The organism is Streptomyces sp. NPDC048612 (assembly GCF_043199295.1).
Taxonomy (GTDB): Bacteria; Actinomycetota; Actinomycetes; order Streptomycetales; family Streptomycetaceae; genus Streptomyces.
The window spans coordinates 174,885-201,749 of record NZ_JBICVV010000013.1; the positions used below are offsets into that span (position 1 = coordinate 174,885).

General features: G+C 71.1%; 25 protein-coding genes and 2 tRNA genes. 9 read left to right on the top strand and 18 right to left on the bottom strand.

The features are described 5' to 3' along the window. Positions 1–29 precede the first annotated feature (29 nt). Together hisN and ACGFN2_RS21425 are read left to right on the top strand one after the other, a co-directional pair. Entirely contained in the window at positions 30–833 is an 804-nt protein-coding gene (gene hisN / locus ACGFN2_RS21420; RefSeq protein ID WP_362604723.1) for a histidinol-phosphatase, read from the top strand. Positions 834–983: 150 nt separating this feature from the next. Continuing rightward, on the top strand, positions 984–1,385 hold the full coding sequence (locus ACGFN2_RS21425) for a CBS domain-containing protein (RefSeq protein WP_362604792.1): 402 nt from the start codon (positions 984–986) through the stop codon (positions 1,383–1,385). Positions 1,386–1,537: 152 nt separating this feature from the next. Here ACGFN2_RS21425 and ACGFN2_RS21430 read toward each other — a convergent pair whose 3' ends face one another. Continuing rightward, positions 1,538–3,001 (bottom strand): catalase, encoded by a 1,464-nt coding sequence (locus ACGFN2_RS21430; protein WP_362604724.1) that lies wholly within the window; start codon positions 2,999–3,001, stop codon positions 1,538–1,540. 160 nt (positions 3,002–3,161) lie between these two features. Here ACGFN2_RS21430 and ACGFN2_RS21435 point away from each other — a divergent pair, with 160 nt between their 5' ends. Next, positions 3,162–3,581, top strand: a complete 420-nt coding sequence (locus ACGFN2_RS21435) for a Fur family transcriptional regulator (RefSeq protein WP_362604726.1) — start codon at positions 3,162–3,164, stop codon at positions 3,579–3,581. Positions 3,582–3,870: 289 nt separating this feature from the next. Next, positions 3,871–3,993, top strand: coding sequence for a hypothetical protein (locus tag ACGFN2_RS21440; RefSeq protein ID WP_393362683.1), 123 nt, complete (start codon positions 3,871–3,873; stop codon positions 3,991–3,993). 49 nt (positions 3,994–4,042) lie between these two features. Here ACGFN2_RS21440 and ACGFN2_RS21445 read toward each other — a convergent pair. From ACGFN2_RS21445 to ACGFN2_RS21460, 4 genes are all read right to left on the bottom strand, one after another. Beyond that, positions 4,043–4,116: transfer RNA gene (locus ACGFN2_RS21445), tRNA-Met, on the bottom strand. Positions 4,117–4,232: 116 nt separating this feature from the next. Continuing rightward, positions 4,233–6,065, bottom strand: coding sequence for a sel1 repeat family protein (locus ACGFN2_RS21450; protein ID WP_393362686.1), 1,833 nt, complete (start codon positions 6,063–6,065; stop codon positions 4,233–4,235). 217 nt (positions 6,066–6,282) lie between these two features. After that, positions 6,283–6,356: transfer RNA gene (locus tag ACGFN2_RS21455), tRNA-Met, on the bottom strand. Positions 6,357–6,463: 107 nt separating this feature from the next. Further along, a complete protein-coding gene (locus tag ACGFN2_RS21460; RefSeq protein WP_362604794.1) occupies positions 6,464–9,352 on the bottom strand; it encodes a UPF0182 family protein in 2,889 nt (962 codons plus the stop codon). A gap of 127 nt (positions 9,353–9,479) precedes the next feature. On the opposite strand from ACGFN2_RS21460, the gene ACGFN2_RS21465 reads away from it, so the two are divergent. Continuing rightward, complete coding sequence (locus ACGFN2_RS21465; protein WP_393362689.1) at positions 9,480–10,052, top strand: PPA1309 family protein; 573 nt, start codon at positions 9,480–9,482, stop codon at positions 10,050–10,052. Positions 10,053–10,119: 67 nt separating this feature from the next. On the opposite strand, the gene ACGFN2_RS21470 is transcribed toward ACGFN2_RS21465, so the two are convergent. The 4 genes from ACGFN2_RS21470 to ACGFN2_RS21485 form a co-directional block, all read right to left on the bottom strand. Then, positions 10,120–11,217 carry a PDZ domain-containing protein gene (locus ACGFN2_RS21470; protein WP_393362692.1) on the bottom strand — a complete coding sequence of 366 codons (1,098 nt, stop codon included), beginning with the start codon at positions 11,215–11,217 and terminating at the stop codon, positions 10,120–10,122. Positions 11,218–11,351: 134 nt separating this feature from the next. Further along, the gene (locus ACGFN2_RS21475; RefSeq protein WP_362604733.1) at positions 11,352–11,534 is read right to left on the bottom strand and encodes a hypothetical protein; all 183 of its coding nucleotides are present in this window, start codon (positions 11,532–11,534) and stop codon (positions 11,352–11,354) included. Between the two features lie 248 nt (positions 11,535–11,782). Next, positions 11,783–12,262 (bottom strand): molybdenum cofactor biosynthesis protein MoaE, encoded by a 480-nt coding sequence (locus ACGFN2_RS21480; RefSeq protein ID WP_393362695.1) that lies wholly within the window; start codon positions 12,260–12,262, stop codon positions 11,783–11,785. 93 nt (positions 12,263–12,355) lie between these two features. Then, positions 12,356–13,507, bottom strand: a complete 1,152-nt coding sequence (locus ACGFN2_RS21485) for an SDR family oxidoreductase (protein ID WP_393362698.1) — start codon at positions 13,505–13,507, stop codon at positions 12,356–12,358. Between the two features lie 193 nt (positions 13,508–13,700). Between ACGFN2_RS21485 and ACGFN2_RS21490 the strand changes: the two genes are divergently transcribed. Both ACGFN2_RS21490 and ACGFN2_RS21495 read left to right on the top strand, forming a co-directional pair. Further along, complete coding sequence (locus tag ACGFN2_RS21490; protein WP_362604739.1) at positions 13,701–15,164, top strand: zinc-dependent metalloprotease; 1,464 nt, start codon at positions 13,701–13,703, stop codon at positions 15,162–15,164. After that, positions 15,161–15,691: an NUDIX hydrolase gene (locus tag ACGFN2_RS21495; protein WP_393362701.1), complete on the top strand. Its 531-nt coding sequence runs from the start codon at positions 15,161–15,163 to the stop codon at positions 15,689–15,691. The genes ACGFN2_RS21490 and ACGFN2_RS21495 overlap by 4 nt, the downstream gene beginning before the upstream one ends. Before the next feature lie 86 nt (positions 15,692–15,777). On the opposite strand, the gene ACGFN2_RS21500 is transcribed toward ACGFN2_RS21495, so the two are convergent. From ACGFN2_RS21500 to ACGFN2_RS21515, 4 genes are all read right to left on the bottom strand, one after another. After that, positions 15,778–16,536, bottom strand: coding sequence for an AIM24 family protein (locus ACGFN2_RS21500; RefSeq protein ID WP_362604743.1), 759 nt, complete (start codon positions 16,534–16,536; stop codon positions 15,778–15,780). 20 nt (positions 16,537–16,556) lie between these two features. Beyond that, positions 16,557–17,240, bottom strand: coding sequence for an AIM24 family protein (locus ACGFN2_RS21505; protein ID WP_362604745.1), 684 nt, complete (start codon positions 17,238–17,240; stop codon positions 16,557–16,559). A 14-nt stretch (positions 17,241–17,254) separates the two neighbouring features. Continuing rightward, positions 17,255–18,991, bottom strand: coding sequence for a TerD family protein (locus ACGFN2_RS21510; protein WP_393362704.1), 1,737 nt, complete (start codon positions 18,989–18,991; stop codon positions 17,255–17,257). Positions 18,992–19,102: 111 nt separating this feature from the next. Continuing rightward, positions 19,103–19,729 (bottom strand): M48 family metallopeptidase, encoded by a 627-nt coding sequence (locus tag ACGFN2_RS21515; RefSeq protein ID WP_393362706.1) that lies wholly within the window; start codon positions 19,727–19,729, stop codon positions 19,103–19,105. A 188-nt stretch (positions 19,730–19,917) separates the two neighbouring features. Between ACGFN2_RS21515 and ACGFN2_RS21520 the strand changes: the two genes are divergently transcribed. Then, positions 19,918–21,054 (top strand): ThiF family adenylyltransferase, encoded by a 1,137-nt coding sequence (locus ACGFN2_RS21520; protein ID WP_362604796.1) that lies wholly within the window; start codon positions 19,918–19,920, stop codon positions 21,052–21,054. 35 nt (positions 21,055–21,089) lie between these two features. Continuing rightward, the gene (locus tag ACGFN2_RS21525; protein ID WP_393362709.1) at positions 21,090–22,517 is read left to right on the top strand and encodes an ABC1 kinase family protein; all 1,428 of its coding nucleotides are present in this window, start codon (positions 21,090–21,092) and stop codon (positions 22,515–22,517) included. 95 nt (positions 22,518–22,612) lie between these two features. Here the strand turns inward: ACGFN2_RS21525 and ACGFN2_RS21530 are convergent, their stop codons facing one another. The 5 genes from ACGFN2_RS21530 to ACGFN2_RS21550 form a co-directional block, all read right to left on the bottom strand. Next, positions 22,613–22,810: a hypothetical protein gene (locus ACGFN2_RS21530; RefSeq protein WP_393362712.1), complete on the bottom strand. Its 198-nt coding sequence runs from the start codon at positions 22,808–22,810 to the stop codon at positions 22,613–22,615. 103 nt (positions 22,811–22,913) lie between these two features. After that, entirely contained in the window at positions 22,914–23,231 is a 318-nt protein-coding gene (locus tag ACGFN2_RS21535; protein WP_362604754.1) for a hypothetical protein, read from the bottom strand. Next, entirely contained in the window at positions 23,228–23,581 is a 354-nt protein-coding gene (locus ACGFN2_RS21540; RefSeq protein WP_026169602.1) for a WhiB family transcriptional regulator, read from the bottom strand. Before ACGFN2_RS21540 ends, ACGFN2_RS21535 begins: the two co-directional genes overlap by 4 nt. A 116-nt stretch (positions 23,582–23,697) precedes the next feature. Then, positions 23,698–24,024 (bottom strand): hypothetical protein, encoded by a 327-nt coding sequence (locus ACGFN2_RS21545; protein WP_393362714.1) that lies wholly within the window; start codon positions 24,022–24,024, stop codon positions 23,698–23,700. A gap of 146 nt (positions 24,025–24,170) precedes the next feature. Continuing rightward, a complete protein-coding gene (locus tag ACGFN2_RS21550) occupies positions 24,171–26,471 on the bottom strand; it encodes an ATP-dependent DNA helicase UvrD2 (RefSeq protein WP_393362717.1) in 2,301 nt (766 codons plus the stop codon). Between the last annotated feature and the right edge of the window lie 394 nt (positions 26,472–26,865).

Consider the following 26,865-nt stretch of genomic DNA (forward strand, 5'->3'; position numbering starts at 1 on the left):
CGGCGTATACCAATGGATACTGTTCGCCCATGCCCGACTATCACGATGATCTTCGTCTCGGCCATGTGCTCGCGGACGCCGCGGACGCCGCCACCATGGAGCGCTTCAAGGCACTCGACCTCAAGGTCGAGACCAAACCGGACATGACGCCGGTGAGTGAAGCGGACAAGGCCGCCGAGGAGCTGATCCGCGGCCAGCTCCAGCGGGCCCGGCCACGGGACGCGGTGCTCGGCGAGGAGTTCGGCAGCGAGGGCGCGGGGCCGCGCCGCTGGATCATCGACCCGATCGACGGCACGAAGAACTACGTCCGCGGGGTGCCGGTCTGGGCGACGCTGATCGCGCTGATGGAGCGCGGGGAGGGCGGCGACCGCCCGGTGGTCGGCATCGTCTCGGCACCGGCACTCAACCGCCGCTGGTGGGCCGCCGACGGCCTGGGGGCCTTCACGGGCCGCAGCCTGACCTCCGCGACCCGGCTGCGGGTCTCCCAGGTCGGCCGCATCCAGGACGCCTCGTTCGCGTACTCGTCGCTGACCGGCTGGGAGGAGCGCGGCAAGCTGCCCGGTTTCCTCGACCTGAGCCGGGACTGCTGGCGCACCCGGGGCTACGGCGACTTCTGGCCGTACATGATGATCGCCGAGGGCTCGGTGGACATCTGCGCGGAGCCGGAGCTGTCGCTGTGGGACATGGCGGCCTGCGCGGTGGTGGTGAAGGAGGCCGGCGGGCAGTTCACCGGCCTGGACGGCAAGCCGGGCCCGCACAGCGGCAACGCGGCGGCCTCGAACGGCCTGCTGCACGAGGACCTGCTCGGCTACCTCGGCGACTCCCCGCACTGACCTGCGACGGAGCGCATCCTCGGACAACCGTCCAACAGTTCCCCCTTGTTGCATCGGCGGAGGCATGTGAACATGAGAATCCCCCACTTTGTGAACTTGTGAATTCCTTCGCAAGCACATTCACCAAGGAGGTGGCTCCACTCCATGCCCATGTACGTCAAAGACGCCATGAGCACGGTGGTCCTCACCATCGGGCCCGCTCACACCCTCCGTCAGGCGGCGCAGCTGATGGCGGCCCGCCGCATCGGCGCGGCCGTGGTCCTCGACAACGACAACAGCGGCATCGGCATCCTCACCGAGCGCGACATCCTCAACTCCCTCGGCGCGGGTGAGAACCCCGACCGGGAGACCGCCCAGACCCACACCACCCCGGACGTGGTCTTCGCCGCTCCGGACTGGACCCTGGCCGACGCCGCGGACGCGATGGTGCGCGGCGGCTTCCGCCACCTGATCGTGCTCAACGACCAGGAACCGGTCGGCGTGGTGTCCGTACGCGACATCATCCGCTGCTGGTCCCCCGCCACGGAACGAGCCCGCGCCGTGCCCGCCTGAGACGGGGCACACCGACAGCACACACGGAGAGGCCGGAGCCCCATGGCATCCGGCCTCTCCGCCTGTTACGGCAAGCGGCAATCGAGCAACCCCACGGCGCGCAACCACCTCCGCGAGAGCGGCTGGGGAGGCTTGGCCGCAAAGGCAGCCCGTCAGCCGCGCAGGGCCTGGACCGCGGCGTCGAGCCGCTTGCCGTAGTCCGCGTCCGCCTTGCGGAAGTTCTCGACCGCCCGCTGGGCGATGTCGTCGCGGGAGACCTGGGAGATGAAGCCCGCCAGGTTGTTGATCAGGCGCTCCTTCTCGTCCTCGGCCATCAGCCGGTAGAGGGTGCCGGCCTGGACGAAGTCGTCGTCCTCCGCGTGCGAGGGCGCGACGTGCTCGCCGGTGGGGCCGGTCACGGTGGCCGGCTGCCACAGGGGGCGGCCGGTCTCGTTCGGACCGCCGAAGCTGTTGGGCTCGTAATTCTTGGCGCCCGCGTGACGGCCGTCGTACATCACGCCGTCCCGTCCGTGGCTGCGCGCCTCGGTGGCGTGCGGGCGGTTCACCGGCAGGTGGTCGGCGTTGATGCCGACGCGGTAGCGGTGGGCGTCGCCGTACGCGAAGAGGCGGCCCTGGAGCATCTTGTCGGGGGACGGACCGATGCCCGGCACGAAGTGGTGCGGGGAGAAGACCGACTGCTCGACCTCGGCGAAGACGTTCTGCGGGTTGCGGTTGAGCTCCAGCTTGCCGATCTCGATCGGCGGGTAGTCCTCGTGCGGCCAGACCTTGGTGAGGTCGAACGGGTTGAAGCGGTACTGCGCCGCGTCGGCCGCGGGCATGATCTGCACCTGCACCGTCCAGGTCGGGAACTCACCCCGCTCGATGGCCGTGCGCAGGTCGCGCTGGTGGCTGTCGGGGTCCTCGCCGGCGAGCTTGTTGGCCTCGTCCTGGGTGAGGTTCTTGATGCCCTGGTCGGTCTTGAAGTGGTACTTGACCCAGAAGACCTCGCCGGCCTCGTTGTTCCACTGGAAGGTGTGCGAGCCGTAGCCGTTCATGTGGCGGTACGAGGCGGGGATGCCGCGGTCGCCGAACAGCCAGGTGACCTGGTGGGTGGCCTCGGGCGACAGCCCCCAGAAGTCCCAGACGTTGTCCGCCTCCTGGGAGCCGGTGTAGGGGTCGCGCTTCTGGGTGTGGATGAAGTCCGGGAACTTGAGGGCGTCCTTGATGAAGAACACCGGGGTGTTGTTGCCGACGAGGTCGTAGTTGCCCTCCTCGGTGTAGAACTTCAGCGCGAAACCGCGCGGGTCACGCACCGCGTCAGCGGCACCGAGGTTGCCCGCGACCGTCGAGAAGCGCAGGAAGGTCTCGGTCTGCTTGCCGATCTCGGAGAGGAAGTCCGCGCGGGTGTACTCAGTCACATCGGCGGTCACCGTGAAGGTGCCGTACGCACCGGCGCCGCGGGCGTGCACGATGCGCTCCGGGATGCGCTCACGGTTGAAGTGCGCGAGCTTCTCGATCAGGAGCTGGTCCTGGATGAGGCCGGGTCCGCCGATGCCGGCCGTCTCGCTGTTCTGGTTGTCCCCCACCGGGGCACCGGACTCCGTGGTCAGCGGTCCAGCGGTGCTCTCTACCGACACGTGCGCCTCCTGAAAAGTCTTCTCCACCTGCCCTTGGCTTGCGCCGGTCACGATCCTACATTGGACATTGTCTAAGTCAAGAAGGAGGCGAAACTCGTACCCGATCCGGTGATGGACGACCGCTGCTACCCTGGCTCTATCTGACTGATAGGTGAATGGCATGAGTGACCTGCTTGAACGGCTCCGGGGACGCGGCTGGCGGCTGACCGCGCAGCGACGCGTCGTCGCCGAGGTCCTCGACGGGGACCACGTCCACTACACCGCCGACGAAGTGCACGCACGGGCCTCCGCCCGGCTCCCCGAGATCTCCCGCGCGACGGTCTACAACACCCTGGGCGAGCTGGTGTCGCTCGGCGAGGTGATCGAGGTGAGCACCGACGGCCGGGCCAAGCGCTACGACCCCAACGCCCACCACGACCACCAGCACCTGGTCTGCTCCCGGTGCGGCACGATCCGGGACGTCCACCTCCAGGGCGACCCGCTGTCCGCGCTGCCCGAGCCGGAGCGCTACGGCTTCCAGGTCTCCGAGGTCACCGTGACCTACCGGGGCATCTGCCCCAACTGCAGCGCCCCGTCCTGACGCCACGGGGAGCCGGCCCCTCTCCCGGCCGCTCCCCCGCGTCACGCCGTACGCCCCACCGAGCCCGCGCCCACCCGGCCGCAGGCTTCTTCGCGCGCCCGCACGCCCCCTCGCCCCGGCTTCCGTCACCACACCCCCACGCCTGCACACACCGCACACGCATGCCCGCACACGCCTTGCCCGAACCTGACGGACCGCCATATCGCCGGCGGGCCGCACTTTCCGGCCACCGGACCCCACCGGGCCCGAACTCGCCGAGCTGATGGACGCCGCCCCGGAGAAGGGCGCCGTGAACCGGCTCCAGAAGGCCTACCGCGCCGCCGACGTCACCAGGGGGGCACCGGTGCCGGAGGGCCGGCTCGTCGACCGCAGCAGGTACGCGGAGGCGGTCGGCACCGAACTTCGTGGATGAGCACGACGAAGGCCCGGATTCCCATGGAATCCGGGCCTTCGTCTTTCAGTAGCGGGGACAGGATTTGAACCTGCGACCTCTGGGTTATGAGCCCAGCGAGCTACCGAGCTGCTCCACCCCGCGTCGTTGTGTTCCACACTCTAACCCCGGCCCGACGACCAGCGCAAATCCCTTCCGCGGGCCCCGGGACCGGGCCGCTGGGCCCGGTCCCGGAGCGCGGACGGCGGCACCGCCGCCCGCTATGCGCTGAGCTCCTCCTGGAGCGCCGTCCGCAGTCGCGCCGCACGCTCCGCCACCTCCGGCGGCCCCAGCTCCACGGCGCGCGCACACCAGCTCTGCGCCTCCGCGAGCGCTCCGCGCCGGGCGGCGAGCAGCGCCAGCCGGAGGGCCGCCCGGCCGTGCCCGGCCTCGGCGGCGCGCTGCCACCACAGGGCGGCCTCCGGAAGGCTGCCCTCACGGGCCAGCAGCAGCCCGAGGTTGAAGGCACCGTTGCGGCTGCCGGCCTCGGCCGCCGCGCGGTACCACTCGGCGGCCTCGACGGTCTCGCCACGAGCCGCCGCGAACATGCCAATCCGGACCTGAGCGCGGCGGTGGCCCTGGCGCGCGGCCCGCTCGTACCACTGCATGCTCTCGTCGTCCGCCGCACGCTCGCTGTCCGCCAGCCCCTCACCCGCGGCCGTCGCCCGGCGGTCGAGGAGATCCGCGAGCCGGAAGGCCGCCTCGGCGCTGCCGCCACCGGCCGCACAGCGCAGATTCCGCTCCGCGTCCTGCAGCTCACCGTCGCGCAGCTGCACGATGGCGACCTGGAGCGCCGCCTCGGTGTGCCCGGCCGCGGCCGCCCGCTCGTACCAGGTGTGCGCCATACGCTCCGCGCCCCGCCCGGCGAAGAGAATGCCCAGGTTGAACGCGGCGTCGACACTGCCCGCCTCGGCCGCCTTGGAGAACCACGGCTCGGCCCCCGAGGCGTCGCCTCGCTGGAGCAGCAGGATGGCCAGCGCGTTGGCGGCCTCGCGGTGACCGGCGTAGGCGGCCCGGCGGTACCACTGCTCACCGCGCCCGTCCCGGCCCTGCTCGGCACAGAGCAGCCCGATGTTGTAGGCGCCGTTGACGTCCCCGGCGTCGAGCGCGACGCGGTACCAGCGCTCGGCGGTCTGCAGCTCGCCACGGTCGGCGTGCAGCGCACCGAGCGCGTTGGCAGCGTTGCCATCGCCGTCCTGGGCGGCCCGCCGCCACCATTCCGCGGCGCTCTCCTCGTCCCCCGCGTCGCGCAGCAGGAAGCCCAGCGCACAGGCGGCGCGCGCCTCCCCGTCCTTGGCGGCGGAGAGGTACCAGCGCCCCGCCTCCTGGACGTCACCGCGCTCCTCAAGCAGCGTGCCCAGCTGCAGCGCGGCCCGCCGGTGGCCGCGCGCGGCGGCCTGGCGGTACCACTGCTCGGCCTCCTCCTGCTGGTTCAGCTCCCCGTACGCGGGGACGGCGCGGTGGTCCGCTTCGTGCCCCTCCTCGATGAGCCGGGCGAGGCGGTACGCGGCCTCGCGGTGGCCGCGCTCGGCGGCCGTACGGAACCAGCGCTCGGCGCCGATGTCCCCGCGGTGCTCCAGGAGGTCGGCGAGGGCGTAGGCGCCCAGGCAGTGGCCGGACTCGGCGGACTGGCGCAGCCAGTACTCGGCGGCCGGCTCGTCCCCGCGTTCGCGGTAGTGGCGCCCGAGGGCGTGCGCGGCGGCGGCGGAACCGGCCACGGCGGCGATCCGCCACCAGCCGGCCGCCTCGTCCCCGTAGCCCCGCTGGTGGAGCAGGACGCCCAGGTTGTTGGCCGCGGCGCGGTCACCGGCGGCGGCCGCGGAGCGCAGGTGCGGTTCGGCGCCGTCGAGGTCACCGCGGCGCAGCAGCATCGCGCCGAGCGCGCTCATCGCGGCGGTGTCGCCCGCCTCGGCGGCCCGGCGGTGGCCGGACTCGGTCACGGCATCGGACGCCTCGGCGGCCTCCATCGCGTCCATCTGCAGGTCGGATTCGCGCCCGTCGTCGGGCGCATGCACAAACCGGTCCGTCTCCAACAACCTTGCCTTGTCCCCCATAAGCCCCATCGTCGCATCACCTGTAACCCGCGTACACCTGGTATACCGCAGCCAGTGAGGTCACTTCAGCGGTTTGTCGACTTCCCGACACGACGACTTGTCAAACTCAAGCACACACCTTCCCCACATGAGCCGCGCGACCCGGCCTTTCGCCGGTATCCGTCTGAACACACGACAAAGGCCCGGATCGCTGAAGATCCGGGCCTTCGTCTTTCAGTAGCGGGGACAGGATTTGAACCTGCGACCTCTGGGTTATGAGCCCAGCGAGCTACCGAGCTGCTCCACCCCGCGTCGTTGTGTCCACAAGGTATCACGGTGGCGGACGGCCCCGTGCCGACGCGGCTCCGTGGCCGCCGGTTCGCACCGACGGCCACAGGCCGGGACAGGGGCCGGCAGGCTCAGCTGCCCGGCTTGCCGCCCTTCTCGGACGCCTTCGCCGCCCGGTCCAGCGCGGCCTTCAGCTTCTTCTGGGCCTCGCCGTAACCGGCCCAGTCGCCCCCGGCGCGCGCCTTCTCGCCCTCCTCGTAGGCCTTCTGCGCGTCGGCGAGGGCCTGCTGCACCGTCTGGTCGGACGGTGGCTCGCCGCCGGTGTCGCCGCCACCCGGTGGCTGCTCGGTGCCCGTACTGGGCGCCTTCTTGCCGAAGACCACGTCCAGCGCGTCCTTGAGGGAGTCCTCCAGGACGGGCTTGTTGTCGCCGTAGCTCACCAACACCTTCTTCAGGAGCGGGTAATTGGTGTTGGCACCGCGCAGATATACCGGTTCGACATAGAGCAGTCCGCCGTCCAGTGGCACGGTCAGCAGATTGCCGTACTCGATCTCCGAGTCGCCGAACTTCTTGAGGATGTTGAGCTCATTGGCGATGACCGGATCGGAGTTGAACTTCGACTGCACCAGCTGCGGGCCGGGCACCGGAGTCTCCGACGGCAGCTTCAGCAGCCTTATCTTGCCGTAGTCCGCGCTGGTCGCGTTGGCGTCGACGGCCATGAACGCACCCAGGTTGTCGCGCTTGTTGGGTGTGAAGGTCGTCGTCAGCGAGAACGCGCGGTTCTTCTGGTCCGGCATCTTCATGCTCAGGTAATACGGCGGGACCGCGTTGCCCGACTTGGTGGTCGGGTCGTTCGGGATCTGCCAGCGCTCGGAGCCGGTGTAGAAGGTGCCGGGGTCCTTGACGTGGTACGTGGTCAGCAGCTGGCGCTGCACCTTGAAGAGGTCCTGCGGGTAGCGCAGGTGCTCCTTGAGCGCCGGGCTGATGGCGCTCTTCTTCTCGACCGTGCCGGGGAACGCCTTCATCCAGGTCTTGAGGACCGGGTCCTTGGCGTCCCACTGGTAGAGCTTCACCGAACCGTCGTAGGCGTCCACGGTCGCCTTGACGGAGTTACGGATGTAGTTGACCTGGTTCTGCTGGGCCACCACCGCCCGCTGGCCGTCGGTGAGCGAGTCGGCCGTGCTGTCCCCGAGGGTGGTGCGCGAGGCGTACGGATAGCCGTTGCTGGTGGTGTAGGCGTCGACGATCCACTTGATCCGGCCGTTGATGACCGCCGGATAGGCGTCGCCGTCGATGGTCAGCCAGGGCGCGACGGATTCGACGCGCTCCTTGGGCGTGCGGTTGTACAGAATCCGCGAACCCTCGCCGATCGCGCCGGAGTAGAGGATCTGCGGCTCCCCGAACGCCACCGCGTACGCGGCACGGTTGACCGGGTTCCCGAGGTTGACACCGCTCTTGCCCTGGTAGCTGTAGCTCTTCTCGCCGCTGTCGTCGGAGTAATCCAGTTCCTTCTGCGGACCGCCGACGATGGAGTACTGCGAGGTCTTCTCGCCGTAGTACACCCGCTGCTGGTAGCGGCCGAGCTGCCCCTTGGCCGGCAGATCCGACTCCGTGTACTTCGGACCGCCGCCCTCGGCGGCCTCCGTCCCCTTGGCGGCGACCGCGCCGTAGCCGTGGGTGTACTTGAAGTGGTCGTTGATCCAGTTGCGCTCGGGGATACCGGCGATGTTCAGCTCACGCAGACCGATGACGGTGTCCTGCTCGGCACCGTCCTTGTCCTTGTAGCGGTCGACGTCCAGGGTGGAGGGGAACTGGTAGTACCCCCGCACCTGCTGCTGCTGCTGGAAGGCCGGCGAGACCACGTTCGGGTCGAGCAGCCGCATCGCGGCCGTGGTGTCGGCGTTGTCGCGCAGCCGCTGACGGTCCGCCTTGCCCGTGGGCTGGTAGTCGCCCTTGTACGGCGTGACCTCGGAGTCCTGGATGCCGTACGCGTCCCGGGTCGCCTTGATGTTCTGCTTGATGTACGGCGCTTCCTTGGCCTGCTCGTTCGGCTGGACCTGGAACTTCTGCACGATCGCCGGGTACAGCCCGCCGATCAGGACAGCCGAGAGCACCATCAGGCCGAAGCCGATCACCGGCAGCTGCCAGGTCCGCCGCCACAGGGTGGCGAAGAACAGCACCGCGCAGATCGCCGCGATGAAGAACAGGATCGTCTTCGCCGGGAGATAGGCGTTGGCGTCGACATACCGCAGGCCCGTCCAGTTGTCGGCCGACTTCAGGCCACTGGACTTCACCGCGAGGCCGTACCGGTCGAGCCAGTACGCGATCGCCTTGAGCGAGACGAAGATCCCCAGCAGCACCGACAGATGGCCGGTCGCCGCCGCCGTCGCCCGCGAACCGGGGCTGGTCAGCCGCAGCCCGCCGTAGAGGTAGTGCGTCAGCGCCGCGGCGACCAGGCACAGCACCGCGCAGGCGAAGCCGAAGCTCAGCAGGAAGCGGTACCAGGGCAGGTCGAAGGCGTAGAACGCGACGTCCATCCCGAACTGCGGGTCCTTCGTGCCGAACGGGACGCCGTTGACCCACTGCAGCCAGGTGCGCCACTCGCCGGAGGCGGAGGCACCGGCGATCAGCCCGACCACCGCGGTGACCGCGATCAGCGCCCACTTCTTGAACGGCGCGATGCTCATCCGGTAGCGGTCCAGGCTCTGCTGCTCCATGGACATCGCGCTCAGCGGCGGCCGCAGCCGGTGCGCCAGCCAGATGTTGACGCCGACGGCCACCGCCATCACGACGCCGAAGGAGAGGAACAGACCGATCTTGGTCCACAGGGTGGTCGTGAAGACCGAGGAGTACTTGACCGATCGATACCAGAGCCAATCCGTCCAAAACCCTGCAAACATCACGAAGAGCATGGCCAGTACGGCCAGCACACCCAATGTCATGAGCAGGGTCCGGACCCGCCGCGAAGGTCGGCCGACTCTGATCCGTGGCCCTGTCGGGCCTCCGCCGCGGTCCGGCATCTGGAAAGCCAAGGTGCGCACCTCGAAGTTCGCTGTCGTGTGGAGCAGGCCCGGCGATAGTAGGACCCACCGATGCAACTTACGAAGGCTTTACTCAGTTCCCGCTTTCCGGGGTACACAAGGCACGATGTTGAGCATGACTGACCTTCCTGGCTCTCCCGCCGCCGGCACCCCCCTCGCCGCCGACCCCCTGACCCGCGCCGTGCTCGAGATCGACGAGTACAGCGCCGGGCTCGGCTGGGATCAGCCGGCCCGACTGTTCGCCCTCGTCGACACCGCCAAGCTGCGCGCGCAGGAGCCCTCGCTCGCCGCCCAGCTCGGCATCGACGACTCCACCAGCGCGTCACTGACCCCCGTGGAACAGGACGAGATCCCGGCGGGCGCCCCGCTGGACGAGTTCCTGGCCACCATCGCCTGGCCGGATGCCGTGGCCGGCTGTGCGCTGACCGTCGAGCGGCTGATGCTGCCGCCGTCCGCCGAGGAGTCCGAGCCCGCGGGCATGGACGAGGCACGGCTCGCCACGTGGGTCGCCGAGCACCCGGACCGCCAGGAGGTCCGGATGACGGTGGCCGTGCTGCGCGACGGACGCCGTGAGTCGGCGCTGCGGCTGCGCGAGAAGGACTCCACGTCCGAGGTCCTCACCGGCTCGGCGCTGGTACCGGGCCTCGCGGAGGCCCTGGCCGCGACCTTCGAGGCCTGATCGCGGCCCACTGAGGCCCCGGGCCTGGCGTGCGCGTCCGGCCCCGGGGTCCCGGGGCGCCTCCGTCCTAGGAGCGGCCTGCCGGGCTGCAGCTCGGGAGGCCGGCGGTGTCACCCTTGCGGATCTTCTCCAGCGCCTTGACGGCGTCGCCTATGGTGCCGACCTTGACCAGGGTGAGCCCCTTGGGGGTGTCCTTGGCCGCCGCGGTGCAGTTCTCCTTGGGCGTCAGGAAGAACTCCGCGCCCTTGTCGCGCGCACCGACCGTCTTCATCGAGATGCCGCCGATCGGGCCGACCTTGCCCTTGTCGTCGATGGTGCCCGTGCCGGCCACGAACTTGCCGCCGGTCAGGTCCCCGGGCGTGAGCTTGTCGACGATGCCGAGCGCGAACATCAGCCCGGCGCTCGGGCCGCCGACGTCGGCCAGCTTGACGTCGATGGGGAACGGGAAGATGTGGTCCATCCCGGCCTGGATGCCCACGATGGCGCGGCCGTCGTCCGCCTTCTCCGTCGTGATCGCGATCTGCTTCCCGCCGGACTGCGGCTTCTTGCCCTGCTTCTCGGCCGCGGCCGCCTCCTTGGCGGGGATGATCGTGAAGACGGCCTTCTCGCCCGGCTTGTGCCGGGTGACGAGCTTGGCGACGTCGCCGGTCTCCTTGACCACCGTGCCGTCCACGGCCTTGATCACATCTCCGGCGTGCAGCCGCCCGTCGGCGGGCTTGTCCTTGACGACGGAGCCGACGACGGTCTGGCCGGCGACCGGGAGGTGCAGCTGCCGGAGGGCGGCGGCCTTGGCGCTCTCCTGGGACTGGCTGAACTCCTCGGCGTTCTCCTGGTCGGCCTGCTCGGCGGTCTGCCCCTCGGGGTAGAGCGTCTTGTGCGGCACCACGGCGCTGTTGTGGTCGAGCCAGCCGTAGGCCGCCTCGAAGAGGTTCATCCGGTAGTCCGGGCCGGTGACCCGGACCGTGGTCATGTTGAGGTGACCGGTGGTCGGATACGTCTTGTGCCGGGAGATCTGCAGCACCGGCTCGCCGTCGTGGTCACCAAGAGTGTTGACCGTCGGCCCCGGAGACATCTCGGAGTACGGCACGGGGATCAGCACCCCTGCGCAGAGCAGCGCGATCAACATCAGGATCGAGGCGAGCAGCGTCGCGGTGCGGCGTGGCATGGAACGACAGTACGGGACGGGTATGACAACCGGCCCGCGGGGCCGTCCGTACGGGCCCCGCACCCGACCACGGACAAGCGCCGCCCCGGAGGACGGCGCTCGCGTCCGTTTACCAACGGGCGAATGGGCGAAAGTCAGACCGCATCCGAGGCAGGCTCGGAAACGGAATGCTCTTTCTCCATGGCGTCACGGAACCGGGCATAGCCCGCGAGTTCCGCAACGTCCCCGGTCTTGCGATTCCGCAGGGCCCAGCTGCTCCACACCGCGGCAATCAGCCCGGCGCCAACCGGAATCAGCAACCAGAGGAGCGCACCCATCAGCGACCTCCCAACCCCTTGTACGACCGCGATCGACGAATAAGCAGATTAACCATCTGCCGGGTCAACGCTCATGCCAGGGGGCGGGTTACGCAACCGGAACTCAAGGCACCGGTTCGGCCTCCGGCCAGCGGGCCACCGCCCGCCCCGTCTGTTCTCCCGCCTGCCCGGAGAGCGCGCGCTTACGCACCCGGAATACGGAGCCACCGGAAGCGGAGATTCCGAAAAGCAGCCTCCGGAAGAGGGGCTTACGCCCCCACCCATTCTTCGGTCCCGTCGGTGAACGTCTGGTGCTTCCAGATCGGCACCTCGTGCTTGAGGTCGTCGATCAGCCTGCGGCAGGCCTCGAACGCCTCACCCCGGTGCGGGCAGGAGATGGCGACGACCACGGCCAGATCACCGATGCGCAGATCGCCCACCCGGTGGACGGCGGCCAGCGCACGCACGGGGAAGTCGGCGATCACCTTCTCCGCGATCCGGCGCATCTCCGCCTCGGCCGTCGGGTGCGCGGAGTAGCCCAGGGCGTCGACGTCGGCGCCGTTGTCGTGCGAGCGGACCGTGCCGACGAACAGGGCCGTGCCGCCGGCCGCCGCGTCACCCACGGCCGCGAACACCTCGTCCACGGACAACGGGGTGTCGCGGATCTCCAGGAGCCGGACCGGGTCCGCCGCGGCCCGCTCACCGGGGTGGTCGCGGCCGGGGGACGAAGGGGAGGGCGTGCCAGACATACCCCCATCGTGCCGTACCGCGACAGCCGCGGGAATGGCCGTATCCGCCGGTCCTCCGGGCCCCCGTATGGAGACTCCTCCAGCCCGGCGGGCTCAGATGCGGCGGCGGGCCTTACGGGCGCGGCGCACCAGGGCGGCGGTGCCCAGGAGGGCGACGGTGGCGCCGGCGGCACCCGCGGCGGTGGCGTCCTTGCGGCCGAGCCTGCGCCCGGCGACCGTGTGGCGTCCCGCGACCTCTTCCAGGAGCTCGGCGAGGACCTCCTCGTTCGTCCAGTTCGGCCGCCAGCCCGCGTCGTGCAGCCGGCTGCCGCTGACCACCCACGGGTGCATCGTGTACGCGAGGTCCCCGGCGGGCGACGGTGTCAGACCGATCCGGTGCAGCCGGGCCGCGGCACCCAGGGCCACCGAGGACGGCAGCTCCATGCGCCGGATGCCGGACAGCTCCTCGACCTCCTCCTGCTCCAGCCAGCCGTCGCAGCCCACCGCCAACTCGCCGTCGACCTTCTCCAGCGCGGCGAACTCCAGGGCGCTGACCAGGTCCTCGACATGGCAGAACTGCCAGGCGGGGCGGGAGCCGGCGACGACCAGGAGGCGGGGCGACTCGAAGTAGCGGGTCAGCGCGGTGTCGGTGCCGCCCACCAGGACGGCGGGGCGCAGCACGGTCACGTTCAGGCCGGGGTGCGCGCGGGGCGCGCGGTGCGCCAGGTGCTCGATCTCCAGCAGGTCGCCGACCCCCGTGGCGTCCGCGGTGGCCCGCAGTTCGGCGTCCTCGGCCAGGGGAACGTCATTGTCGGGCAGCGCCCCGTAGACCATGGCGGAGGTGCACAGCACCACCCGGTGCACACCGGCGGCCGCGGCGGCGGTGAGCACGGTCTGTGTGCCGCGCACGTTGTAGGCGGTGCGCGCGGCGTCGTCGGTCTCCAGGTCGAGGTCGAGCGCCAGGTGGACGACGACGTCCACGCCGCGCAGCTTGTCGGCGATGGCGGGGTCCCGCACGTCGAGGACGTGCCAGTGCGCCTCGGCGACATCGCCGCGCCGCTCGTCGATGGCCACCACCTCCTTGACCTCGTCGGAGGCGATCAGGGCGCGGGTGAGCAGCGCCCCGACTCCGGACGCGGCTCCGGTGACGGCAATGACGGGCCGGCGCAGCGGCCGGTCCGTGCTGCCGCCTGCGGTATTGCCTGCCTTCTCGGTCTGTGCCGCAGCGTTTCGCGCTGCGCGAACGGTCGGATCTGGGGAACTCACCGGGCGTCTCCAGCGGTTGTCTTCAGTGCGAACGTGTGGTCATGCGTACGCACCAGGTGGCGTCCATCCTGCCGCAGCCACCGGGACAGCGAAGCACCGAGCCCCGAAGCGGTCCCGGGTGTCTACGCTGGAGGTGATGTCGGGCAGCCGCCGTCGGTCACCTGACCGGCGGCCCTACGAGCCGAGGAAACCCGTGAGTGACACCCCATTTGGATTCGGCCTTCCGCCGGAGGAGCCGGAGGACGGCGACAACGGCAAGAAGAAGGGCGGCCAGGGAGGTAGCCAGGGCCCCGCGGACCCCTTCGGGTTCGGCGGCGGGAGCGGCGGCGCGGACAATCCGTTCGCGGCGCTCTTCGGCGGCATGGGCGGCCCCGGTGGCGAGATGAACCCTGGCGACCTGGGAGCCGCCTTCCAGAAGCTCGGCCAGATGCTCTCCTACGAGGGCGGGCCGGTGAACTGGGACATGGCCAAGGACATCGCGCGGCAGACGGTCGCGCAGGGCGCCGAGGACGGCAGCAAGGACGCGAGCCTGTCGCCGGGTGAGCGCAGCGCGGTCGAGGAGGCCGTGCGGCTGGCCGACCTGTGGCTGGACGGTGTGACGTCGCTGCCGTCGGGCTCCGGCTCGGTGGTGGCCTGGAGCCGCGCCGAGTGGGTCGAGGAGACCCTCCCGGTGTGGAAGGACCTGGTCAATCCGCTCGCCGAGCGCGTCGGGGCGGCCATGGGCGACGTCCTGCCCGGGGAGATGCAGGCCATGGCGGGCCCGCTGCTCGGGATGATGCGCTCCATGGGCGGCGCGATGTTCGGCACCCAGATCGGCCAGGCGCTGGGCGTACTGGCCGGCGAGGTCGTCGGTTCGACGGACATCGGACTGCCGCTCGGCCCGGCCGGCAAGGCCGCGCTGCTGCCGGGGAACATCGCCGCCTTCGGCGAGGGCCTGGGCGTCCCGGAAGAGGAAGTGCGGCTGTATCTGGCCCTGCGTGAGGCCGCCCACCAGCGGCTCTTTGCCCATGTGCCGTGGCTGCGCTCGCATCTCTTCGGTGCCGTCGAGGGCTATGCGCGGGGCATCAAGGTCGACACGACCAAGCTGGAGGACGTGGTCGGCCAGATCGACCCGCAGCACCCCGAGGAGCTGCAGAACGCCCTTCAGCAGGGCATGTTCCAGCCCGAGGACACCCCGGAGCAGAAGGCGGCGCTGGCCCGGCTGGAGACCGCGCTGGCGCTCGTCGAGGGCTGGGTGGACGCGGTGGTGCACGCCGCCGCCAAGCCGCATCTGCCGTCGTCCGACAAGCTCCGTGAGACGCTGCGGCGGCGCCGGGCGAGCGGTGGCCCGGCCGAGCAGACGTTCTCGACGCTGATCGGTCTGCAGCTGCGTCCGCGGCGGCTGCGGGACGCCTCGCGGCTGTGGGCGTCGCTGACGGACGCCCGGGGCCTGGAGGGCCGCGACGGCCTGTGGGAGCACCCGGACATGCTGCCGACGGCGGCCGACCTGGACGACCCGGACGGGTTCGTGCACCACGAGCAGCCGGACTTCTCCGAGCTCGACAAGATGCTCGGCGAGGCCGCGAGCGGCGGGAAGCCGGACCTGGACAAGCCCGCCCGGGAGGGCGACGGCCCGGACGAGACCCCCGGCGGGAGCAGGGGTGACGGCGACAAGTGAGTCTGCACGAGGACGCGGCGCGGGTGCTCAAGGAGTGGCCCGCGCCGTCCCCCGAACAGGAACAGCTGCGGCTGACGTATCTGGATCACCTCGCCGCCCATGAGGACGGCATGTGGAAGCCTTGCAAGGACAGGCATGTCACGGCCAGTGCGCTGGTGATCGATCCGGCCGGCGGGCGGGTGCTGCTCACGCTGCACCGCAAGCTGAAGATGTGGCTGCAGATGGGCGGCCACTGCGAGCCGGAGGATGCCTCGCTGGCCGATGCGGCGCTGCGTGAGGCACGTGAGGAGTCCGGGATCGCCCAGGGGCTGACGCTGCTGCCCGGCGGCCCGGTGCGGCTGGACCGTCATCACACGCCCTGCGCCTGGCATTTGGACGTGCAGTATGCGGCGCTTGCGCCCGCGGACGCGGTGGCGGAGATCAGCGACGAGTCGCTGGACCTGCGGTGGTTCGCCTACGACGAGGTGCCCGGCGTCGCCGACGGGTCGGTGCTGCGCCTGATGGAGCGCACCCGCGCGCTGCTCTAGACGGCAGCGGCCGCGCTTTCGGCGCCCGTCCCTTCCCGGGGCGGGCGCCGGAAGCGCTTCTGCGGTGGGCCGGTGGGCCGGCGGGCTCAGTTGGTGAAGATGTTGCCCTGGTTCTGTCCCCGGGCGCCGTGCTGGCCCACGCCGAACTGGGCGGCCACACCGGAGCCGATGGCGGCGTTCTGCGGCGGCAGCAGCTCGCTGGGCTGGACGAGGACGTACCCCTGCCCGAGGAAGCTCAGCTCCCAGCCCTCTCCGGTGTTGCCGCGCCGGCGGAACACTCCCGAGGAGTGCGTCTGCGCCTGCATCTGGACGCGCAGCGAGGCGGACCAGGCGACCACCGCGTCGGCGTCGGCGTTGACGTACTTCTCGGGCGTGACCTGGAGCATCAAGGGCTGGCCGGAGGTCATCAGGGCGACCTTGCCCCGTCCGGAGATGTTGAGCTGGTACTTGCCGGTGCCGGAGATGCCGTACTGGCTGTCGACGGAGACGACGTCCCAGTGGAGGCCGGAGTCCAGCGCCAGGACGTAGCTGCTGTCGATGGTCAGACCGTCGTGGTCGACGTCGACGACATGGACATACTGGCCGAGGTTGGCCAGGTAGACGGTGCCCTGCCCGGAGACGCGCATCAGGTCGAGGCCCTCACCGGAGTACGCGCGGGTCCGGTGCTGGCCCGGCGTCTGGTAGTTGCCGTCGAATTCGAGCATCCCCTGGTAGGCGACCATCGTGCCCTTACGGGCGAGGACGTCCTCGTGGCCCTGGAGGGCGACGCGCAGCAGCTGGCTGTTCTGCAGGGCGTAGCGGTCCTGGGTCTGTGCCTCGGTGAAGGCGAAAAGCGGACTCTGCATGGCGTGTTCGGTCCTCCCCCTCAGCCCCGGGCCCGGAGCCGGTCGGTGCTGTCCTCGCTGGGCTGGACGACGACGAACCCCTGGCCGGAGAAGCCCAGTTGGTATGCCTCGCCGCTGCCGCGCCCGATCATCGAGGACGCCTTGAAGCTGCGCTTGCCCTTCATCTTCAGGTTGGTCGACCAGGCGACCAGGGCGTCCGGGTCGACATAGGTCTCGTCCTCGCCGCGGCCGCAGTCGACGACGAGGGGGGTGCCCCGGGAGGTCAGGGCGACCCAGCCGGTGCCCGAGATCTGGACGTTGAAGAGTCCCTGACCGGCGAACTTCGCCATGCCCTTGACGCGCTGCACGCCCCACTGGAGGTGGGCGTCGAGGGCGAGGAGGTTGGTGCCGTTGACGGAGAGCGCGTCGCCGTTGAGGTTGATGCAGACGACGTCGGCGCCGTAGTCGGCAAGGTAGAGCAGGCCGTCGCCGGAGCACTTCATCAGGGGCGCGCCTTCGCCGGTGAGCCACTGGGAGGCCATCTGTCGGACGGCGGGTGGGTTCGGCTCGTACTGGACGAAGCCTTCGTAGGCGACCATCGAGCCGGTGCGTGCGAAGACGTCCTGGCCGCTCTGCAGGGCGATCTTCACCATGGCGTTGCCGTGGTTCTCCATGCGGGCGGCGGGCGGGGTCGGGACGTAGCCCGACAGCTGCTGCTGGTTCATGAGTGCGGGCTCCCTCAGACCTCGTAGGGCTGGACGACGATGAAGTTGCCGGGTGCACCGCGGAACTGGAGGTTCACGGTCTCGCCGGAGTGGCCCGGGTAGGCGTGCCGGCGCACGCTCACCTGGCTGGAGATGATCACCTGCGAGGCGGCGGACCAGGCCACGATGGCGTTGGCGTCGGCGAAGGTGGTCGGGGTGACCGGCAGGACGACCGGGGTGCCCTGGGTCTTGACGACGAGGGTGCCGGTCCCCTGGAACTGCATGGTGAACAGGGCGCCGCCGGGGATGCCGTGGCCCTCGACGCGGCGGACCTCGTGCTGCAGCGACTCGTCGAAGGCGAGGACGGCTTCGGCGGACACACAGATGGCGTCGCCCTGCAGCTCGATGGGGTGGACATGGGCGCTGTTCTCCGCGAAGAAGACCTGGCCCTGGCCGGTGCAGCGCATCAGCTGCATCTCCTGGCCGGTGGCGTTGCCGACGATCCGGCCGCGGAAGCCGGCGCCCTTGTAGCCGAAGTCGACCTTGCCCTGGTAGAGCACCATGCTGCCCTGGCGGGCGAGCACCGGCTGGCCGTCGACGCCGAGGTCGACGCGGATCAGCTTCTCGTTCTGCGGCGTCCAGCGCTGGCCGGTGGGCGATTCCTTGTACTTGTCCAGTACGACGCCGAGGCCGGGGCCGTCTCCCTGGGGCACGGCCGGCATCTGGCCGCCGCCGTACGGGGCGCCAGGGGGCTGCTGGCCCGGCTGGCCGTAGGGGGCGGGCTGGGACTGCGGGGGACCGTATCCGCCGGGCGGCGGCACGGGCTGTCCGTAGGGCGGTGCCTGCGGGGCCTGCTGGCCGGGGTAGCCGCCGGGTGCGGGCTGCGGCGGGCCGTACGCGTCCTGTCCGGGCGCCGGCTGACCGTACGGGGCGGGCGGCTGCTGGGCGGGCACACCGGGCGGCGGGACCGGGCCGGCCGGCGGGGCCATCGGCGCGGCGAGGGTGGGCGCGTTGTGGACCTGCGGCTCGGTGGGCTGCGGGGGCTGTGGTGCGGCCGGGGGCGTTTCCTGCGGCACCCCCTGGGACGGGCTCTGCGGCCGGCCCTGGGGCGGGCCGAATTCCGGGGCGGGCTGCGGGGCGGGGGCCGCGGCGGGCACCCCGAAGGCGGGTGCGGGGGCGGCCGGCCCGGAGGGCGGGGCGAAGCCGGGCACGTCCTGGGCCGGGGCGGACGGCGCCTCGGCCTCTTCGGCGACCTCTCCGCCGAAGTTCTTCAGCAGCGCCTCGAGGCCGCCGTCGAAGCCCTGGCCGACGGCGGCGAACCGCCAGACGTCCTTGAGGTAGAAGTCGCCGAGCATCACGGCGCGTTCGGTGCTGAACTCGCTGCCGGTGAAGGAGTAGCGGGCGACCTCTTTGCCGCCGGCCACGATCCGGAGGTAGCCGGGGCCGATCTGCGAGACCTGGCCGGCGCCGTCGAGCGCGGCGGTGAACGACAGCTTCTGGATGTGCGGCGGGATCTTGTCGAGGGTGACCCGGAACGACTCGCTGTCGCCGGCCTGCGCGCCGAGCAGCTGGACCGACTCCTCGGGCGACGTGGGCTGGTTGAAGAAGACGAAGTACCGGTCGTCGGAGAGCCGCTCGTCGGCGTCCAGGCCGAAGCAGCTGATGTCGAAGGTCAGGCCGGGTCCGGCGATCTGCACACCGACGTACAGATCCGTTCCCGCCGTCAGATCACTGATCTTGGCCTTGTGGCCCCGCTGGAATTCCCTGGCCATACGTAACGCCCGTCCCCCGCTCCGGCTGTGAGTTCTCCTGAGCCGCCAGGCTAACCGCTGGCGCCGACAGCGGGCGATGCCGGGGCGCGGCGGATTCGTCCGGCCGCGCCCTCATTCGCCGCGGGCGACCGGCAACTGGGGCAGCCGGTCGGGCGCGCCCACCCCTTCGAGGTAGCCGCGGGCCCGTTCCGTACGGGGATACGTCTCCAGCAGGCGCCAGAACCGGGGGCCGTGGCCGGGCACCAGCAGATGGGCGAGTTCGTGCAGCAGGACGTAGTCGATGACGTACTCCGGCATGCCCTGGAGGCGGTGCGAGAGGCGGATGCTGCCCTCGGCCGGGGTGCACGAGCCCCAGCGGGTGTTCTGGTTGGTCACCCAGCGCACCGAGGCGGGGCGGGCCCGGCCGTCCAGGTACTGGCCGGACAGCCGCTCGGCGCGCTCGGCCAGCTCGCCGTCGCCCAGTATCCGCTTGCTCTCCTGGGCGGCGAGCTTGTCCAGCATGACGGTGACCCAGCGCCGTTCCTCCGCCTCGGACATACGGGCCGGAATCAGGACCACCGTGCGGTCGCCCTCGCGGTACGCGGAGACCGTGCGGCGCCGTCGTGAACTGCGGCGCACCTCGACGGCGCTGGTGCCCGGTCCGCGGGCCTCGGGGCCGGGGACGGCCCCGCGCGAGGTGTCAGCGGCGCGGCGCAGCGGGGTTTCCCCTGAGCCGTGGGCGGAAGGGTCGGCGGGCACGCGCCCGACGTTACCCGCTGGCGCGGCGGGAAGTCCCGCCCCGCGGTCGGTTCGCCATCGAACCACTCCATGGCGTGCACCGCTTGTACGACCATTGCCCACCGCCTGTGGATAACTTCCGCGCCGATCCGCCGCGGGGCGCATGCTGAGGGCCGGACGACGAACGACAGGGGGCGGAGATGCATCCGATGCTCAAGCCCGCGCTGCGGCGCGGATGGCGGGACCGGGAAACGGTGCGGTTCGGGGTGGCCCCGGCGCACGCGATGGTGGTGGGCCCGGTCGACACGGCGACCGGGAGCTTCCTCTCACTGCTCGACGGCACCCGCACCATGCGGCAACTGGTCGAGGAGGCCGCGTTACTGGACCTCCCGCCCGAGCATGTGCGGGGCGTCGTGGAGCGACTCGGCGCCGCCGGACTGTTGGAGGCCCCCACCGCGGGCGGCCCGGCGGCCGAGGCCGTACGCACGGACCACGCCGCCTTCGAGCAGCTGCGGCCCGACCTGGCGTCCCTCTCGGTGCGGCATCCGGAACCGGCGGGGGCCCTGGGGCGGATGGGCGCGCGCCGGGCGGTCCGGGCCCGGGTCAAGGGATCGGGGCGGGTCGGTGCCGCGATCGCGGCGCTGCTCTCGGCCTCGGGGATCGGCCGGGTGGAGGTGTTCGACGGCGGCACGGTCCAGCCGTCGGACGTCCTGCCCGGCGGGCTGCCGGCCGAGCGGATCGGCGAACGACGGCGCGCCGCCGCGCAGCGGCTGGTCCAGCAGTCCTCCCCCTGGAGCCGCACCCCGCGGCCGAGGGTCCCGGTGAACGAATCGGGCGAACCGGGGCTGTCGCTGGTGGTGCTCGCTCCGCGGGACGGTCTCGGCGCGTACGCCCCCGACCCCGTGCTGTCCGAACCGTTGCTCACCGCCGGAATCCCGCATCTTTACGCGGGGGTGATCGAGGGCACGGGTGTGGTGGGTCCATTGGTGCTACCCGGAGGTTCGGCCTGTGCCCGCTGCGACGAGCTGCGCCGTACGGACGCGGAGCCGGCCTGGCCGCGGCTGCTCGCGCAGTGGCGGTCGGGGCGTGGCGCACCCGCGGTTCCGGCCTGCGATGCCGCGCTGGCAACGATGGTCGCGGGGGTCGCCGCCGTCCAGGCGCTGGCGTTCCTCGACGGCGAACTCCCGCCGTGCACAGGAGCGCGGATGGAGCTGGCCGCGCCGTGTGCGGAGATGCGGACGGTGCGGATCGAGCCGCATCCGGACTGCGGCTGTGGTGCTGCCGCTCCGCCGGGTATGGCGGACACCTCGGCTCCCCGGCCGGAACACGCCACAATGACGGAGTAACCCCGGTAGGGGGACAGTGTGAGTTGGAGGGGCGCATGTCTGATCTTCCCCGCAAGGCGGTCACCCGCACCGCCAAGCTGGCCGCGCTGCCACTGGGGTTCGCCGGCCGCGCCACCTGGGGCCTGGGCAAGCGGATCGGCGGCAGATCCGCCGAGATCGTCGGCCGCGAGCTGCAACAGCGCACCGCGGAACAGCTCTTCAAGGTGCTCGGTGAACTGAAGGGCGGGGCGATGAAGTTCGGGCAGGCACTGTCCGTCTTCGAGTCGGCGCTGCCCGAAGAGATCGCCGGCCCGTACCGCGCCGCTCTGACGAAGCTTCAGGAGGCGGCACCGCCGATGCCGACGAGCACCGTGCACGCGGTGCTGGCCGAGCAGCTCGGCGAGGACTGGCAGGAACTGTTCGAGGAGTTCGAGGACAAGCCGGCCGCGGCCGCCTCGATCGGGCAGGTGCACCGGGCGGTGTGGCACGACGGCCGCGAGGTGGCCGTCAAGGTGCAGTATCCGGGCGCCGGCCAGGCGCTGCTGTCCGATCTGTCGCAGCTGAGCCGGTTCGCCCGGCTGCTGGGTCCGCTGATCCCGGGCATGGACATCAAGCCGCTGATCACCGAGCTGCGCGACCGGGTGTCGGAGGAGCTGGACTACTCCCTTGAGGCGGAGGCCCAGCGGGCCCATGCCGAGGAGTTCGCCGACGACCCGGATGTGGTGGTGCCCGCCGTGGTCCACCAGTGCGACCAGGTGCTGGTGACGGAGTGGATGGAGGGCGTGCCGCTGTCCGAAGTGATCACGGACGGCACCGACGAGCAGCGGGACCGGGCCGGCCAGCTGCTGGCACGCTTCCTCTTCTCCGGCCCCGCCCGTACGGGCCTGCTGCACGCCGACCCGCATCCGGGCAACTTCCGGCTACTGGGCGGGGACTTCCCGGACGGCCCGGTCGAGGAGTGGCGTCTGGGGGTGCTGGACTTCGGCACCGTCGACCGCCTCCCCGACGGACTGCCGCCGACGATCGGCACCTCACTGCGGATGACGCTGGACGGCGAGGCGGACGTCATCTACCAGCTGCTGTGCGAGGAGGGCTTCGTGAAGGAGTCCATCGAGCTGGACCCGGACGCGGTGCTGGAGTATCTGCTGCCGATCATCGAACCCGCGCAGGTGGACCAGTTCACCTTCACCCGGGGCTGGATGCGGCAGCAGGCGGCCCGGATCGGCGACCCGCGCTCGCCCGCCCACCAGTTGGGCAAGCAGCTCAATCTGCCGCCCGCGTACCTCCTGATCCACCGTGTGACCTTGAGCACGATCGGGGTGCTGTGCCAGCTGGGGGCGACGGTGCGGCTGCGTGACGAACTGGAGGCATGGCTGCCCGGTTTTGTACCGGAGGAGGAACCGGCGGGCTCGGCGCTCGCCGATTTCGGCCCGGTCGTCGACGCGGACATCAGGAAGGAGGCCGTCGAGGAGTCCAGTGCCTGAGCCTATCCGTCAGGCCGCGCCGCCACGGCCGGCGTCCGCTCGGCCGGAGCGGACGCGACGGCCCCGGGCGCACCGGCCCCCGGCGCGGAGGGGCCTCACCACCAGCTGGAATCCAGGCGCCCCTCGATGGCCCGGATGTTCTCCCGCGCGCAGCTGTCGCAGAAGTAGCGGCGCTCACCGTTCTCGACGGAGCAGGTCCAGGTCGGCGGGGTGCCCTCGGCCACCGCGCCACAGCCGGCGCACACCCTGCTCCGCCCGGCCAACTCCGCCTGTTCATGCGTCTTCTGGTCCACCGTCCGACGATATCCCCGCTAACCGCAGGAATCGGGACACAACGCACCACGGGGCCCGCCCTGTCGGACGGCCCCCGTGGCGAACGGCATCAGTGTGGCGCCGTTACTGCATCACCGCCATGGCCAGCGCACGCCGGGCACGCAGCGACGCGCGCTCGGCGCGGCGCTGCATACGCCGCGCGGCGGCGAGCCGGTGCGCCCTGCGCTCCGACTCGGCCTGCCGGAGGCGTTCGTGCATATGAGCACGCGCCAGGGCTTCTGGGATGAGTTGCATGGCGTGGTTCCTGTTCTGACGCGACCCGATCGCGTCGGTGTTCACGGGGACGGGTGTGTCGGTGAAGGTGGGGTTCATCGTGTGGTCCTGCTTCTGGGGGTCCCGGGTGAGGGGACGGTCGATCGTTCCTGTGCTGAGGGTGTTCATGCCGCGACCGGGTTCTTGCGCGGACGGCCACGCGGACGCTTCCGGGGCACGACGACGCCCTGGACGAAGAGCTCGCCACCCCAGACGCCCCACGGCTCGCGGCGGTCTTTGGCACCGGCGAGGCAGGCCTCGCGGACCGGGCAGGTCTGGCACAGCGTCTTGGCGTACTCGACGTCGGCCGGGGACTCGGCGAAGAAGACCTCCGGGTCGTAGGTACGGCACGGAACGGCAGCGCCGAGGCGGTCGATCTCGTCGTCGAGCTCGGTGAGGGGCAGCAAGGAGTTCTCCTGGGGGTCGGGCGGAGGGATCAGGTCGGTTGCGACGGACGGGGTGTGCGTCTGGAGTTGCACGGTGGTGTGTTCCTCGTCTGTTCGGCCGCTGGTGGCGGGCGTTGGGGCAAACAAAAGGGCCGCGGATCCCGGTGTGGGTTCCGCGGCCCTGGAAGGTGCCGACCTGATCGTGCCGATCAGGCTGGATCTCTCCAGGGTTCGAGGCCGCGGTAGGCCCACATCTCATGCTGCTTCTGGTACTGCTTCCGGGATTCGGCACCGTTGGCCGCCAGGAAGGCAAAGGCATTCGCCGCTGCCGCCACTGCTGCTGCCGGAGGTGCCTCGGTCGGTCGCGCGGTGCGCTCGCTGCGCGTCAGCACAGCGAGGGACTCGGGGCGCGCGACCTCGGTACCGGACAGGCGGCCGAAGCCGGACAGACCGGTGCCAGGGAGCGAGGAGCCGAGCGTGCAGGTGGCGACGACCGAGAGATCGGTCATTTTGTTCGTCTCGATAATGCTGATCACTGGTCTCGCCTCCTCTCGGCGTCTCGGTGGACCGGGAAATCCCGTTCCAGGGTGTTCAAGTACAGCACGGACCCATCGGATCTCGGAAAGAATCCGTTGTCTCCGTTGCTTCTGAAGGCTATGGGGCGGTGCTCCGCGGGCGCAAACTATTTTTCCGACGAGTTTTCCGCGGCGCCTCCGGGCCCCTCCTCCGCGACCCCCGCGAGCTCCTCGCCGGCACAGATTGCCAGCACGTCACTGCCGTAGCGGTCGAACTTCCGCCGCCCCACTCCTGAGATGACCGCAAGCTCCGATTCGGTTCCCGGAACGGCCTCGGCGATCGCCATCAGTGTCTTGTCGGTGAAGACGCAGTACGCGGGCTGCCGGGAGCTCGCGGCCTGCTCGGCCCGCCACTCGCAGAGCCGCTCGTAGAGCGCCTCGTCCAGCTCCGAGGGGCAGTCCTCGCACCGCATCAGCTTCATCTCGCCCGCGTCGGTGAGCGTCCTGTTGCAGACCCGGCAGCGGGCCGGGCTGCGGTGCCTGGAGCGACGGCCCGCCGCGGCCGCCCCGTCGCCGCGCTCGACGCCACCGGAGACCGTGCCCGGGGTGCGGCGGCCCGCCACCGCCCCGGAGCCCGGCCGCAGACCGCTCAGGAACCGGCTGGCGCGGCGGGAGGCCCGCCCGCCCGGAGAGCGCGCCAGCGACCAGGACAGCCCCAGGTGCCGCCGGGCGCGGGTGACACCGACATACAGCAGCCGGCGCTCCTCCTCTATCTGCTCGTCGGTCCTGGCGTAGGTGATCGGCATCATGCCTTCGGTGAGACCGACCAGGAAGACGGCGTCCCACTCCAGGCCCTTGGCGGCGTGCAGGGACGCGAGGGTCACGCCCTCGACCGTCGGGGCGTGCTGGGCGTTGGCGCGCTCGTCCAGCTCGGCCACGAGGTCGGCGAGGGTGGCAGCGGGCCGGGCCGCGGCGAAGTCCTCGGCGAGCCGCACCAGGGCCGCCAGGGACTCCCAGCGGTCGCGCACCGCCCCGGAACCGGCCGGGGGCCGGCTGGACCAGCCCATGTCGCTGAGCACCGCCCGTACCTCGGACGGCAGGTCCATCGCCTCGTCGAGCAGCGCGTCGTTGGACCCGAAGCGGGCGGCGCCCCGCAGCTTGACGCCGGCCTCGCGTACCTCCGGCCGCTCGAAGAACCGCTCGGCGCCCCGCAGCAGATACGGCACACCCACGTCGGCCAGCGCCTGCTCATAGATCTCGGACTGGGCGTTGACGCGGTACAGGACGGCGATCTCACCGGCGGACACACCGGAAGCGATCAGGTCACGAATCCGGCGGGCGGTGCCCTCGGCCTCGGCGGGCTCGTCGGCGTACTCCGTGTACACGGGCTCGGGGCCCGCTTCCCGCTGCGAGACCAGCTCCAGGCGGTGCTCGGCGGCGTGCCCCCGGGCCTGGGAGAGCAGGCCGTTGGCGAGGTGCACCACCTGGGGGCTGGAGCGGTAGTCGCGGACGAGTCTGACGACCGTGGCGTTCGGGTGGCGGGTGCGGAAGTTGAGGAGGTGGTCGGGGGTGGCGCCGGTGAAGCTGTAGATCGTCTGGCTGGCGTCGCCCACCACGCAGAGGTTGTCGCGGTCCCCCAGCCACAGCTCCAGCAGCCGCTGCTGCAGCGGGCTGACGTCCTGGTACTCGTCGACGACGAAGTGCTGGTACTGCGCACGGACCTGTTCGGCGATGTCGTGCCGGTCCTGCAGCACACCGACCGTGAGCAGCAGGACGTCCTCGAAGTCGATGCTGCCCCGGTCGCGCTTGAGCTGTTCGTACGTGCCGTAGATCTGCCCGATCTCGGCCGGGTCGCGCGGGGCCTCACGGCCGGCCTTGGCGACCGCCGCCGGATAGTCGGCCGGGACGGTCTGGGTGACCTTGGACCACTCGATCTCGGCCGTGACATCGCGCAGCTCGTTGCGGTCGAGCCGGATACGGCAGCGGGCGGCGGCCTCGGCGACAAGCTGGATCTTGCGCTCCAGGAGCCGCGGGACCTCACCCCCGACGGCCTTCGGCCAGAAGAACTGGAGCTGCCGCAGGGCCGCCGAGTGGAACGTCCTCGCCTGGACCCCGCCCGCGCCGAGCTGACGCAGCCGGCCGCGCATCTCCCCGGCCGCGCGGGCCGTGAACGTGACGGCGAGCACACTCGCGGGCTGCAGAATCCCGGCCCGCACCCCGTAGGCGATCCGGTGGGTGATCGCGCGCGTCTTGCCCGTGCCCGCACCGGCCAGCACGCACACCGGACCCTGCAGAGCCGTCGCGACCTCGCGCTGCTCGGGGTCGAGCCCGTCGAGCACCCCGTCGGCCGAGTCCGGCACCCGCGGGAAAAGAGAGGAGTCCGTTGCTGCTGTCACCCCGCCATGCTGCCAGGTCCGCCGCGACACCCGGGAAGCCTGTCCACAGCCGCCGGAGCCGGTCGTACGCATCCCGTCTCCTGTGGACGACGGCCCGCACGCGGCCGCGGCGGGTGCTGTGATGGGGCTCAGCGAACGGAAGCGCAAGGGGCGCGGCAGCGGGAGGGGAGGAGGAAGAGGCGCCGACGGGAGGACGCGGGGAGGCGGCCCGCGGGAGGAAGAGGTGAGGCGGCGGGGTTGGGCGGATGGGGTGTGGCTTTGGTCGGTGGGGGTTGGGAGGTGGGGAGGGGCGGGGGCGGGGGGGGCGGGGTCCCCCCCGGTAGGCGGCCCAAGGCTCAGCGGCAACGGCGCGAGGCGCTCCCCCTCTCTGTGACCAGCCGCTCATAGGCGCCGGGAATGGCTGAGGGGTGCCGTGCGTTGAGTTGCTTGGCCGCGCCGGGTACGGATGCGGTGGTACCGGATCAAG

Coding starts and splice junctions, on each gene's coding strand:
- ACGFN2_RS21450 (WP_393362686.1), bottom strand. CDS start 6,065: ATGGGGGACAAGGCAAGGTTGTTGGAGACGGACCGGTTTGTGCATGCG.
- ACGFN2_RS21460 (WP_362604794.1), bottom strand. CDS start 9,352: ATGCCGGACCGCGGCGGAGGCCCGACAGGGCCACGGATCAGAGTCGGC.
- ACGFN2_RS21550 (WP_393362717.1), bottom strand. CDS start 26,471: ATGCGTACGACCGGCTCCGGCGGCTGTGGACAGGCTTCCCGGGTGTCG.
- ACGFN2_RS21500 (WP_362604743.1), bottom strand. CDS start 16,536: ATGCAGAGTCCGCTTTTCGCCTTCACCGAGGCACAGACCCAGGACCGC.
- ACGFN2_RS21510 (WP_393362704.1), bottom strand. CDS start 18,991: ATGGCCAGGGAATTCCAGCGGGGCCACAAGGCCAAGATCAGTGATCTG.
- ACGFN2_RS21425 (WP_362604792.1), top strand. CDS start 984: ATGTACGTCAAAGACGCCATGAGCACGGTGGTCCTCACCATCGGGCCC.
- ACGFN2_RS21480 (WP_393362695.1), bottom strand. CDS start 12,262: ATGTCTGGCACGCCCTCCCCTTCGTCCCCCGGCCGCGACCACCCCGGT.
- ACGFN2_RS21525 (WP_393362709.1), top strand. CDS start 21,090: ATGTCTGATCTTCCCCGCAAGGCGGTCACCCGCACCGCCAAGCTGGCC.
- hisN (WP_362604723.1), top strand. CDS start 30: ATGCCCGACTATCACGATGATCTTCGTCTCGGCCATGTGCTCGCGGAC.
- ACGFN2_RS21465 (WP_393362689.1), top strand. CDS start 9,480: ATGTTGAGCATGACTGACCTTCCTGGCTCTCCCGCCGCCGGCACCCCC.
- ACGFN2_RS21435 (WP_362604726.1), top strand. CDS start 3,162: ATGAGTGACCTGCTTGAACGGCTCCGGGGACGCGGCTGGCGGCTGACC.
- ACGFN2_RS21520 (WP_362604796.1), top strand. CDS start 19,918: ATGCTCAAGCCCGCGCTGCGGCGCGGATGGCGGGACCGGGAAACGGTG.
- ACGFN2_RS21535 (WP_362604754.1), bottom strand. CDS start 23,231: ATGAACACCCTCAGCACAGGAACGATCGACCGTCCCCTCACCCGGGAC.
- ACGFN2_RS21470 (WP_393362692.1), bottom strand. CDS start 11,217: ATGCCACGCCGCACCGCGACGCTGCTCGCCTCGATCCTGATGTTGATC.
- ACGFN2_RS21475 (WP_362604733.1), bottom strand. CDS start 11,534: ATGGGTGCGCTCCTCTGGTTGCTGATTCCGGTTGGCGCCGGGCTGATT.
- ACGFN2_RS21505 (WP_362604745.1), bottom strand. CDS start 17,240: ATGAACCAGCAGCAGCTGTCGGGCTACGTCCCGACCCCGCCCGCCGCC.